Genomic DNA, 12,515 nt, shown 5'->3' with positions numbered 1-12,515 from the left:
ATTACCCATTACCAATTACCAATTACCCATTACCATCAACCCAAACCTAAATCGGTGACAGCCCCCACACTACTCGAAGAAACTAACTTTGCATATTTAGCCAATACGCCAACAGTATAGCGGGGTTTAGGAGCCTTCCAATTAGCGCGTCGCCGCTCTAATTCTGCATCCGAAATATTAATTTGCAACAAACGACCAGGGGCATCAATTGTAATAGAATCTCCCTCTTCCACAAGTGCGATCGCGCCTCCAACTTGGGCTTCCGGTGCGACATGACCTACAACCATTCCGTAAGTCCCACCAGAGAAGCGTCCATCAGTAATTAACCCCACAGAATCGCCCAAACCAGCACCAATAATTGCCGAAGTTGGGGCCAACATTTCCCGCATTCCCGGCCCACCTTTTGGCCCTTCATAGCGGACGACAATCACATCTCCAGCTTTGATCTTTCCTGCTAGAATTGCATCTAAACAGTTTTCCTCAGATTCAAATACCCGTGCTGGACCAGTAATTACTGCTTTCTTAATACCAGTAATCTTAGCAACTGCACCTTCTGTTGCCAGATTTCCCCTCAAAATTGCCAAGTGTCCTTGGGCGTACATGGGATGATTCCAAGGGCGAATTACGTCTTGGTTAGAGCGAGGTTCCGCAGGGACATCTGCCAAAACTTCGGCAATAGTTTGACCTGTAATTGTAAGAGCATCACCGTGCAACAAACCGCGATCGAGGAGCATTTTCATCACTTGCGGAATGCCACCAGCTTGATGTAAATCTGTAGCGACATAGCGACCACTAGGTTTAAGGTCGCATAGCACTGGGACTTTAGCTCTGATCGTTTCAAAATCATCAATAACTAATTCTACGCCAGCGGCATTGGCGATCGCTAACAGGTGTAGCACTGCATTTGTCGAACCACCTACCGCCATAATCACCGCGATCGCATTTTCAAATGCCTTGCGAGTCAAAATCTGGCGCGGAAGTAACTGCGATCGAATCGCCTCCACCAACACCATCGCCGATTTTTCAGCACTTTCAGCCTTTTCTGCATCCTCAGCAGCCATCGTCGAAGAATAGGGCAAACTCATCCCCATTGCTTCAAAAGCCGAAGACATCGTATTGGCAGTATACATCCCTCCACAGGAACCCGCACCAGGGCAAGCTTTGCGTTCAACTTCCAACAATTCTGCATTATCAATTTTGCCAGCACTGTATTGACCAACAGCTTCAAAAGCACTAACAACAGTCAAATCCGAACCATTATGATGCCCCGGTTTAATCGTGCCACCATAGACGAAAATAGCAGGTATATTCATGCGGGCGATCGCAATCATCGCCCCCGGCATATTCTTATCGCAGCCGCCAATTGCCAGCACCCCATCCATGCTCTGGCCATTACAAACCGTCTCAATCGAATCAGCAATCACCTCCCTAGAAACCAGAGAATATTTCATCCCCTCAGTCCCCATAGAAATACCATCGCTAATCGTAATCGTACCGAACATCTGGGGCATAGCGCCCGCTTGCTTCACCCCAAATTCCGCCTTCAGGGCCAAATCGTTCAAACCCATATTGCAGGGAGTAATCGTGCTGTACCCATTGGCAACACCTACAATCGGCTTAGTAAAATCCCCATCGCCAAAACCGACGGCCCGTAACATCGCTCGATTAGGCGATCGCTGAGTTCCTTGAGTAACAACGTGGCTTCTAAAATTTTCCGACATGATCTATTTCCTTTGTCTGTTCACTGGCGGCAGTTGACCGAAGCCTGCGAACATTCAACAGTCAACACTGACATCTAGGATTAATTGTCTCAGAATCCTTGACAGTTTGGATCGCCGTAGAGGAGATAGTCTTGGGTATCGCCAATAACCCCTGAAAATCACAAGTTGGAGCCAGAATCTGTGCCGATCTGGGATAATCTCTGTGATTTACAATACCCACGACTCTCCAATAAGACTTACGCTTACAGTAAGGCTAGTTGCTAAACCGCTCAGAGGGCGGGGTTACGAGCAAGTCTTGGCTTAAGTCTTATCCAACTGAAAAAATTACGAGGCAAATGACATGGAGGCCGATGAAATTCTGAGGCAATATGCGGCCGGAGAAAGAAATTTTCGCGAAATCGACCTGATGGGCTGCAACCTCAAAGGAGTAGACTTGAGCGATGCCAACTTTAGTCGGGCAAACCTGCAAAAAGCCAACTTGAGCGGAGCATTACTCATCGGAGCTAACCTGCGAGAGGTGAAACTCATCGGGGCTGAGTTGAGCGAAGCCAACCTCAGCGACTCTAACCTCATCGGTACTGACCTCACAAACGCTAACCTGAGCGGAGCTAATCTCACTGGGGCTAACTTGCGGGGTTCAATGGCGAGAGATATCAACCTGAGCAAAGCAAATTTAAGCGGAGCAAACCTGACAGAAGCCAATCTAACGGGAGCAAATTTATTTGCAGCCAACCTAACGGAAGCAAGCACGATCCGCACCAACTTAATTAAAACAGTTCTCAGTTGGTCAACTCTCAAGGGAGCAAACCTCACAAACGCTCTTTTGAACGAATCAGTTCTAGAGAGAGCTAACCTCACTCAGGCAATTCTCAGCGGCGCATCCCTTAACGGTGCTAACCTCAGCGGGGCAGACTTGCGGCAAGCGATCGCGATCGGTTCTAACCTCAGCGATGCTAACCTGACTCAAGCAAACCTGAGAGTAGCAAATGTGAGTTGGTCAACTTTGCGCGGAGCTAATTTGACCGGAGCTAATTTGTACCGAGCCAAATTGAATTGGTCAAATTTAAGCGGGGCGATTCTAGTAGAAGCAGTTTTGATTGACGCGAACATAGATCGCGCCAACTTCCGGGATGCAGATATGAGAAGGGCAATTATGCCCAACGGTACTACCTATGATTAGGAGTCCTTTAAAAATGGAAATTCTTTAAAAAATTACAATTAGGAGTTTTTACTTTTTGTATTTATTGCTGCGAGTTTATTTCTGCACAAATTATGTGCTATGCCAGAAGTAGGACTACCCGCGCCTGCACTGGCTAAGAGTTTAGGAGGAAGCGCAGATGGATGCTAGAGAACTGCTCGATCGCTACGCATCGGGACAAAGAGATTTTGCTGAAGCAAATCTGATGGGCGCAAACTTAACAAGGGCATTTTTGGAGGGGGCAAACTTAGCAAGAGCGTCTTTAGCCGGAGCAGACTTGAGTTGGGCATCTCTATACGAAACTAACCTCTCAGGCGCTTTCCTCTACAGCAGCAATCTGAGTTTTGTGAAGCTAGGGAAAGGGTATCTCACCAATGCCGACATGACAAAAGCCGATCTCAGAGGAGCTTTTTTAGTCAAGTCGGAACTTACGGGAGCGAAACTCAGCGGAGCGACTCTGGCGGGGGTAAACCTACGCTCTGCTAACTTGTCAGGGGTGAATCTGTGCGGCGCGAATCTGAGCGGGATTAATCTGCGCTATGCCAAGCTCACAGGAGCTAACCTGAGTTGGGCCAATATGAGCCGAGCTAGATTGAGCGGAGCTGTACTGGATGGAGCCAATCTTACGGGCATCAACTTTAGTAAAGCTCATTTGGTGAATGTTGACTTTCACGGGATGGACTTGAATGGAGTTAATTTTAGCGAGGCAAAACTTAAAGATGCGAATTTTTGCGCCTGCAACCTCACAGCAACTAACTTCAGCGGTGCAGAATTACAACGGGTGAATTTGCAGGATGCGGCTCTGAATGGAGCTAACTTGAAGGAGGCTAATCTTAATGAAGCTAATTTGAGTTATGCAATTCTGATGAGGGCTGACTTATCTGGCGCTATTTTGAGTCGGGCAGATTTGAGCGCGGCTAATTTTAATTTAGCTATTTTACACGAGGCGGACTTGAGCGATGCGAACCTGGAAGGAGCTTATTTTTGGAAGGCGGATCTTTCACAGGCGGTGCTAAGAGGAGCTGATTTACGTAATGCCAGTCTTAGAGGAGCTACTATTGAGGGGGCAGACTTGCAGGATACGAATTTGAATGGCGCTACCTGGCCTAATGGTAATATTTGCGAATAAGGGCAGGCTCAGGATTACTTGCTCTCGATGACAAAAATACCTTGTTTTTGTGTAAGTCCTACAAACAATATTTTTAGTGAGTCCAGATTCGGAATAAGCTGGAGTAAATAAGGTTAGAGGAAAAGCTAATGATGATGAAAGCGGAAGATATTATGACTACAGAAGTAGTCACCATTCGTGGTTCGGCAACAGTAGCTGAGGCGGTGGCGATGATGAACGATCTATGTTTGCGTGCCTTGATTGTTGAACGCCGCCACGAGCAGGATGCCTACGGGATAGTGACTGAGACAGACATTGTTTACAAGGTAGCAGCTTTTGGAAAAGACCCGGCAAATGTTCGTGTCTATGAGATTATGACTAAGCCCTGTATTGTGGTAAATCCTGAGTTAGGCGTGGAATATGTGGCTCGTCTGTTTGCCAATACTCGGATTCGCCGCGCTCCTGTGATTAAAGATACGCTGGTGGGGATAATTTCAATCACTGATATTCTGAATAAAAGTGATTTTGTGACTAAACCAAAAAGTGTTTTACTAGAACAACAAATCGAGAAGGCGATCGAAGATGCAAGAACGGCTTGTAGAGAGAAAGGCGCTACTTCTAAAGAGTGTGCTGTTGCTTGGGATATTGTGGAAGAATTGCAAGCTGAAGCTTCTCACCAGCGAGCCATAAAGATTGAAAAGACGGCATTCGATCTCTATTGTGAGGAGAATCCAGAGGCAGCAGAAGCGCGGATGTACGAGAGTTAAAGCTTTATAAGCAGTAACAGGACTTACCCACGCTTAACGTAACGCCGCCCGGAAAGGCGGTCAAGTCACCGCCTTTCCGGGCGGCGTTACTAATGGTTTTACCTATGTTACAAAAACTCTTAAACTAATCCCACTAAAGCCTCACCGCGCTGATAAAATGTACGGGCATAATCAGTCCACATTCCTTGTCCCCAGTACCGAAAACAGCTTGTTTGAAGTAATAAGTTATACATCAAAGCTTGCTGATATTCAGGTTGCTTAGTTACTGAAGAATCTTGCTGTAATAAAGGGTCATACTTTTTGTGAAAGGCAGCGCTGAGTTGAGTCATGGGGCCTAAAACATTTTCATATCCTTTAACCCAACTCAAATCATTTGTCCAAGAAGCGCCGTCCATGTGAAAATTGTGGTCTGTTTGTTTCAAATCTTCTATCGCTTTTTCTACTGCTTCTGGCGTAGCATTTTCCGGCGAAACTCGCTGCCATATTTTGTGTTGATTAACTGCTTGACAAGGGGGATAATTGTCAGGATTCACGCCTGCTGCTTCAATTATCTCTAAATATTCAGTGCCATTAAGGGCGACAACGCCTGATTTTCCGCCGCCTTGTTCGCGGACTTCATGGCAAGCTTTGAAGAAAGCACTAGGAAATTCATTCATCATTACACCGCCATTTTCCCCGTCAGCAATTTGAGTAACTAAAGAGGGAATAGTAATGTTATCAATTTGTTGTTTGTTCCGCCCTTTTGCCTCATAATAGGGCTGCATTTGACCGACTAATTTAGTATCAGAACCTTGGGTTTTAATCAAGATAGTAATACTGACTATTTCGCCAGAGGAATTACGGGCGACTAAACGATTGGGTATATATTTTTGATCCTGTTGCAGAGACGAACCGTCTAAATTTTCGATTGAATGTTCCTGCACCATTAGCCAACGATAGCCGCATTCTTTCAGAGCCTTAATATATTCATAGAGGGTATCGGGATGATTTGGTAAGTGCATTTCTGGAGGAGAAAACCCTTTAACTCGCTTCAAAGCATCGTAGCCAAAAATAGCAGCAAAGTGATGTTGCCATGCGACTATTTGTAGTTTAATATCGGGAATTGGGGTAGAGGGAACAACGGCGTGACTCCACATCGTCCCTAACCATTCTACATAAGGTTGATACTGAGGATCGCAGGTAATTCGTTTGAGATTGTTGAGTATATCTTCGCGGCCCATTTGGTGCAATCCCCACAACAAATTACCTGAATAATCAAGCATAATTCGAGGATTACATCCTTCAGCAATCAATTTAGGAATAAATTCTCCCATCCGGCCATAGCAATAGGCAAATACCTCTGCATTATGGTTGTCTCCTTGGCCGGGATGTTCAAACATATACTGGAGATTGCTGATTGAGGAACCATTAATTCCCGCAGGTACGGTGGGTTGGTGCATATGTAAAGCACAGGCAAATCCCGCCGCAATGTCTTTGAATTGTAAATTTGTGCTGGGTAAAAATACTGGCAGATTTTCTTGAACTGTGGCACTGATTTCTGCTTCAAAACCGCATATATTGGGTGATTCTGAGTTTAATTCTTCTAAAACGGGTAGGCTGAGAGCTGGAGTTTGTGTAGTCATTTAATTTTCCTTGCTATTCACTGCCATTATACTATGATGTGAGCTTTTATACAAACTATTCCCAGGCTTGTAACTGGTTAATCCAATTTTGGACTAAAGCGGAAATCCGATCTCTCCGCGTTTCAAAAGTGGCCGCTATCCAGATAAAAACAATCCCAAAGCCTAAACCGATTACCCATTTAATAAAGGGATAGTCGAAAATTAGAATTACTAACTGATAGAAAGCATTGATTAAAAACACTACGCTACCAATGAAAAGAAAAGCCCGGATTCGCAAGCCTAAGCCAGCTAAAAGTGCTGCTAAACTAAACATTCCTGGCACTAAACCATTGCCGTGCTGAGTTAGTAAAGCTACGCCGCAAATTAATCCAGATCCTACCATTCGCAATAGATGTCTAGTATCTTTTTGCTGAGGTAATTTAAGTTCAGGATCTACTTGAGCAATGTATAATAAAGTGAATCCTAAAGGTGTTACGTATAACTCTGGCTGAGTTAATCCTATGCGATCGAACCAGCGCCAAAGTACCCAGTCAATAAGTAGGGAACTAATGTAAGTAAAGCGGATTTGGTTGTTATCCCAATCTAGGAAGATATAGAAGGCGGCTGTTATTAGTAAACTAAGAAGGTGAAATTCACCTCGACTTTCTGCAATGCCAATTATTGGTAGGAGAAATGCGACTACTTTCCAAGGTTTTTTTGACCAACCCCAAGTTTCCCAAGGTAGGATGTAGATACAATAGGCAATTACTGATGCGATCGCAGTTTTCCACAAAAATAGCGGCCCCGTAATCAAGCGGAATACAGGTGTATTCAGCCAGTAAAGCCTAATAGCAAATGCTTCAATCCAACCGATGTAAACCCAGGCTTCTCCCCATTGAGGATAAGGATGATTGCGACCTTGAAAAATTGCATATTGAACTAGAAAAGCGCCAGTTCCTAATCCTAAAAACATCGCTGATTGAATGGGATTAGCTGAGGCTACAACTAGGAGTAAGCTACTACTAATCCAGTGGATGTGAGCAATATTTTTTATTTCTTGGGGGGTAAGGCGCAAGTAATTAATTAACCAAGGATAAAGCAGACGATAGGCATAGACAATCGTAGTACCCAGAGTTGCTAAGGCAATTAATCCATCGCCAATAGCGCCGCCTGATAATTGACTGAGTTGATAAATTAGTAATTCGCAGGCAGAAAGGGAAATGCCAATTATTCCCAAATAAACAAGGGGTTTGAATTCTGGTTTCCTTCTACCAACGCCGATAATAATTAAGGATATGCCTAAAGAAGTTAAGCCAGTCCAACTGGTGAAAGTGTGCGATCGCAACATTAATCCCAATGTACCATAAAGCAATGGTATAATATGAATACTAGGGAAAATGTCGCGATTTGGATCTCTATTTCTCCACCAATCTCCTAACAGTTGAGTAACTAAACCCAAGGCGATATTTGCAATTGCTAAATAAACAGTTTGACTGTCTGTAAAGCCTAATATTTCTGCTGTTAGTAATTCTAACGCCCAAGCTAATCCGTAAATTGCCCAATGTGAAGGTTGTTGATAGCTACGGTAAGCAATAGCTGCTATGGTTACAAGGAGTGTAATAATAGCTTGAATTGATGGACTAAAAGTAATATAAGTGAATTTTCCGTACAAACCAAAAGAGTGAATTGTTACACTTACTAATAATAAGCAACAGATTAATATCGCCCAATTATCTGCGGCTTTTGCGTAAATTTGCTGGAGTGGTAATTGGTTATTTTCCCTCTCTCTAACGCTGGTAGTACCAATTAAAAAATCGCGAATTAGCCACAAACTGGTAAGCCCGATCGCACCTACTATTAACCAAGCTGATGCTGATTGTCTGGGAAATCCTAGCACTCCTTCTAAAAGTAAACTACCGCAGAAAGTTAGCCCAAATCCTATGGTAGTTACTGCTAAAGAAGATAGGGGTAAATAGTAAGTATTGATTAACATCAACCCCGTTGCTATGCTTAAACTAATTAATCGATTTCCTGGTGAACTTAGCGTCAGAACTTGAACAGCTAGCAAAGCAATTGTACTTAATACGATTGCTGTCCTTCTTTGACGTGAATCTGTGTATTTGCCAACAGTAGTTAAAGCTATAGGTGTTACTAGCCACGACAAAGACCAATCCAGATAATTTAGAGAACTTTTGTATGACGTTGCATAATAATCGGTTAATAAAATAAAGCTCAATCCAGCTAAAGCTAATCCTAAGTGCCAACAACTTTTGACGGCTAAAGGTAGTAGATTTAGCCTAAAATCGCTCACTGTTTCTACGTTGGCATTTGCTTTGACAAATAATCCCCATTCTACTAGCATTATTGATAGCATGATTATTGACCATAGGGCTTGATTGAGAGTGGGAAAAAATAGGTGTATCCCAGAAAATATTGTTGACAAGCCGATAATGTGAGTTAGGTAAACGGGGATTTCAATGTTAGGACTTAATGGTGTGAGATTAGGTGTAGATAATGAAACTTGATTAGAATTATCTGCGATCGCATATTGCCATGTCACCCATCCTAAAACTAAGGTAGAGCATAGTAAATTCAGAGTTAGTAGGAGAGGTTCGATCGAACTGATAATCGTTAAAATTATCCCGAAAAAAAGTGCAATTCCTTCTCCAAAGCCAGCAAGTTGAGGCTGTCGCTGACGATACAACCATTGTGTTAAACTAACTGTTAAAATTAGGTAAGGAAATAGCGCTAGGCTCAGCAATGTCCAAGGATTTTCCTCAGAATTAGTGAGTTGAGTTAAAATAGCTAGAGTTTGTGTTTTAAATTCAAAGGGAATTAGCCGCCAAAATAGCAAAATTGCCTGAAGTCCAATCCCAAATAAAATTAACAAATCAATCCGTCGCCAGAATCGAACTAAGCGACTACTAAAAAACCATAAGGCTAGGCCGCTAACTGCGATCGCTTGACCTGGAATATCCCATATAGAAACCCACCAGCCGATAGCCAATAAAGCGCCTCCCACTGCTTCCCAGTTGAATACTTTTGCAGGAGTAGGCTGGGCAGATAAATCACCTTTTTGTTGTTGGTCTAGCCACGCTAAAAGCGCCCCACAAATACCCAACGCTAAACCCAATTGATTGATTTCTATACCTTTAACAAATATGGCTCTTCCTAGCAAGATTGCCAAAGCATAGACTACTAAAGCTGCTTTTTTAGAAGGAAGAAAATCGGTTCTTAAAGCTAATATTTGGCTTACATCCTCTCCCTCTCTTAGAGTTGATTTCGGCTGACGAGTTTGATAGAATGTAATAATAGCTGTGCTAATTGTCCCCAAATAAACAGCAATTAATGCTCCTCCCGGTAATATCCAGCCTGAATGCAAATAACTCAAAGCTAAATGATTGATTGCAGTTAATTTATTGGTTTCTTGTTGTCTTTCCGATTGCTTTTTAACGAGTTTCCAAGTAATAAATGTCAGAATTAAGGCTGCCACTAATGCTACTACCCAATTTAAGGGATATTGCCATAGTCCAAAGGTATCCATTGCCCAAAAATTGATCGGTACTAACAACAGCGTCACCAGTTGCAAAGTTTGAGCTGTCAATTGCAAATTATTCTGTTTACTAACCCAGGTGCTAATAGCCCAAAATGTCAAAGTATAACCTAGTAAAACTCCATATTGTCCAGCAGCAGGAAAACGCTCCCACTGAGAAGCGGCGAGAACTCCAGAGGATATTACTACTAAAAATACTCCTAAAAATAACAACCAAACTACACTGAGTTCTGCCATAAGTGACTGCAAAACTGATGTAATAAAATTGGGAGTAGCCGGAGATTTTACCTGTGTTTGGGGAGTGATGTTAGCAGGTAAAAGGGGCGTTGTTGTTACTGTAGGAATTCTAAAAGGCTCGGCGGCTGGTTCTGGTAGGCGACATACTAGGTATTTGTAGCATAGTTGTTTGACCTGAGTTTCTGAGAGTAAACCCAGATGCAGCCAAGCATCTAGACCGGCTAATAATTGCGGGTGGGAAGCTTGAACAATCAACTCAATTTCATTCGGCTGACTTGGTGGGGAGGACATCAGTTCTAGCTTTTATGATTTGGTTTGTTTCCAGTTTACAGCAGTTTTTAACAAAATAAGAAATTATCGATCGCTCTTAATACCAAGAGTGTTGCAACTCTATTTTGATCTTGAGGTAATATGGAGATAATTTCTAGGAGGCGATAGACATGACAACCGTTTGAAGTCGAAGCAGAATATCAAATTGTTTTACAGCAAGCAGAAGAAATTCAGCAATACTGGGAAGATCGTAACCACGAACGTTTTGCCCAAATTGCAGCAATGCCTCCAAAAGCTGAGCAATAAGCAATTCGCGCTAAGCTTAAAGCTTGGAAAGCTAAAATTGAGTCTGAGGAGTAAAGCTTGACAAACAAAAGTTGTATCCAGTAAAGTCTACTATCTAATGTGGCTGTTATTTAATAAATGTCGGTCAGCGGTGAGGTTCTCCATGAAATTTGATTTGACGAAGGGGCAATTGATAAAGTGGAATGATGATAGGGGCTTCGGATTTATTAAACCTAGCGCAGGTGGTAGAGAAGTATTTTTGCATATCAGTGCCGTAAAAACAAAGGGTCGCCGCCCAAAAATTGGAGACACAATTTTCTATAAATTGACAAGGGGAACGGATGGAAAATTTTGCGCTTCTGATGCTTCAATTCAAGGCGTTATTTCTCAATCTTCAACTACACAGAAAATCAAGACTTCGCCAGCTAAACGGAAAAGAAAGAAAGGTGGGTTGCTCGAAACTACTATTGGCGTTGGGGTTATAGTTACCATTGGGCTTTTTCAGATGCAGTCGCTCCCTAGTCGTTCCCCTATGCCAATTACATCAATTATAAAACCAAACTGTGTTATCAAAGGTAACATCTCGATTTCCACAGGGAATAAGTTTTATCACGTTCCAGGGATGGAGGACTACGATGGAACAATCATTGATTCTGCAAAAGGAGAAAAGTGGTTCTGCTCTGAATCAGAAGCGGTAGCAGCAGGCTGGCGCAGAGCCCCAAGGTAGTGTCACCAGCCCAATTAAGTGAGAATAAAGAGATTGTCTGCGATCGCAAACCCATCTCTACACGATCGCGCATCTAATCCAACTTTTCCCCACTTAGAATAAAAATGGGATCTACAGCCGCAAAAGTTTGATGAATCCCCCGCGTTTCCAAACGATTAACCGCCGACTGCACCACCTCAATATTGCGAACTTGTAACTCTGCAAACCCTTCAGAAAGAGCATACAAACTCTCTAAATTTCCCGCAGTAGCAACAACTCGACCTTGGGGTTGCAAATACCGCCAAACTTCTTGGAGAATGACTTTAAGTGGCCTACCTCCCTCAATACAAACTCGGTGAGGGCGAGAGGGCAAATCTTTAAGGCATTCTGGGGCACTACCTTCTATTACTTCTACGTTTTTGAGCTCAAAGCGATCGCAATTTCTGCGAATCAAACTCGCTACTTCCTCATCGCGTTCTATGGCAATAATTTGACCTTTAGGGCATAATAAACCTGTTTCAACTGCGATCGTTCCAGTCCCCGCGCCAATGTCCCAAACCACCGAGTCTGCTTGCAGACGTAAATGGGAAATTAACAGCAATCTACTTTCTCGCTTACTCATCGGAATGCCGGGTAAACGCTCAAATAAATCATCAGAAATACCGGGGGTAACATAGGGCCAAAGCATAATAAGAAGGGGCTAGGGGCTAGGGGCTAGGGACTAGGGAAAGAAGGGGTTAGAGGTTAGGGGTTAGGGATAAATATAGAAAAAGGGGTTAGGGGCTAGGGAAGAATATAGAAGAACTATCTAACTCATAAAGACACTCTCTTTAAGAAAATCAAGAGTAATGCTAGGGGTGCTATAGATTTTTGTGAATAATTCTATCACTTTGATAGTGTAGAAATATTAATAATTAATCTTTTACTACCTTAAACGTTTTGAGGGTTGGATCGCTGCATCCTGTTATACATCCACCCAAAATCAAGACTTCTTGTAGATATTCTACCGCTTCCTGGGTGATGATTTCACCGGGAATCAAAATTGGGATTCCAGGGGGATAGGGACAGA

General features: G+C 43.1%; 8 protein-coding genes and 1 pseudogene. 4 read left to right on the top strand and 5 right to left on the bottom strand.

Annotation, left to right across the window (positions count from 1 at the left end):
• Positions 1-35: 35 nt before the first annotated feature.
• Positions 36-1,721: a dihydroxy-acid dehydratase gene (gene ilvD / locus OSCI_RS06990; protein ID WP_007354182.1), complete on the bottom strand. Its 1,686-nt coding sequence runs from the start codon at positions 1,719-1,721 to the stop codon at positions 36-38.
• A 340-nt stretch (positions 1,722-2,061) separates the two neighbouring features.
• Between ilvD and OSCI_RS06985 the strand changes: the two genes are divergently transcribed.
• From OSCI_RS06985 to OSCI_RS06975, 3 genes are all read left to right on the top strand, one after another.
• On the top strand, positions 2,062-2,901 hold the full coding sequence (locus OSCI_RS06985) for a pentapeptide repeat-containing protein (protein WP_007354181.1): 840 nt from the start codon (positions 2,062-2,064) through the stop codon (positions 2,899-2,901).
• Positions 2,902-3,058: 157 nt separating this feature from the next.
• Positions 3,059-4,048, top strand: coding sequence for a pentapeptide repeat-containing protein (locus OSCI_RS06980; RefSeq protein WP_007354180.1), 990 nt, complete (start codon positions 3,059-3,061; stop codon positions 4,046-4,048).
• Positions 4,049-4,176: 128 nt separating this feature from the next.
• Positions 4,177-4,794: a CP12 domain-containing protein gene (locus tag OSCI_RS06975; protein ID WP_007354179.1), complete on the top strand. Its 618-nt coding sequence runs from the start codon at positions 4,177-4,179 to the stop codon at positions 4,792-4,794.
• A 119-nt stretch (positions 4,795-4,913) separates the two neighbouring features.
• Here OSCI_RS06975 and OSCI_RS06970 read toward each other — a convergent pair whose 3' ends face one another.
• Together OSCI_RS06970 and OSCI_RS06965 are read right to left on the bottom strand one after the other, a co-directional pair.
• Entirely contained in the window at positions 4,914-6,416 is a 1,503-nt protein-coding gene (locus tag OSCI_RS06970; protein ID WP_007354178.1) for a hypothetical protein, read from the bottom strand.
• Between the two features lie 55 nt (positions 6,417-6,471).
• Entirely contained in the window at positions 6,472-10,476 is a 4,005-nt protein-coding gene (locus OSCI_RS06965; protein WP_007354177.1) for a hypothetical protein, read from the bottom strand.
• A gap of 427 nt (positions 10,477-10,903) precedes the next feature.
• Between OSCI_RS06965 and OSCI_RS06955 the strand changes: the two genes are divergently transcribed.
• A complete protein-coding gene (locus tag OSCI_RS06955) occupies positions 10,904-11,467 on the top strand; it encodes a cold shock domain-containing protein (protein WP_007354175.1) in 564 nt (187 codons plus the stop codon).
• A gap of 73 nt (positions 11,468-11,540) precedes the next feature.
• Here OSCI_RS06955 and cbiT read toward each other — a convergent pair whose 3' ends face one another.
• Both cbiT and OSCI_RS28290 read right to left on the bottom strand, forming a co-directional pair.
• Complete coding sequence (gene cbiT / locus OSCI_RS06950) at positions 11,541-12,134, bottom strand: precorrin-6Y C5,15-methyltransferase subunit CbiT (RefSeq protein WP_007354174.1); 594 nt, start codon at positions 12,132-12,134, stop codon at positions 11,541-11,543.
• A gap of 226 nt (positions 12,135-12,360) precedes the next feature.
• A pseudogene (locus tag OSCI_RS28290) lies at positions 12,361-12,515 on the bottom strand (lysine decarboxylase); the annotation flags it as partial.

The sequence above is a fragment of the Kamptonema sp. PCC 6506 genome (assembly GCF_000180455.1).
Taxonomy (GTDB): domain Bacteria; phylum Cyanobacteriota; class Cyanobacteriia; order Cyanobacteriales; family Microcoleaceae; genus Kamptonema; species Kamptonema formosum.
The sequence above is the reverse complement of the archived record's forward strand: the minus strand, read 5'-3'. Positions and strand labels throughout refer to the sequence as shown.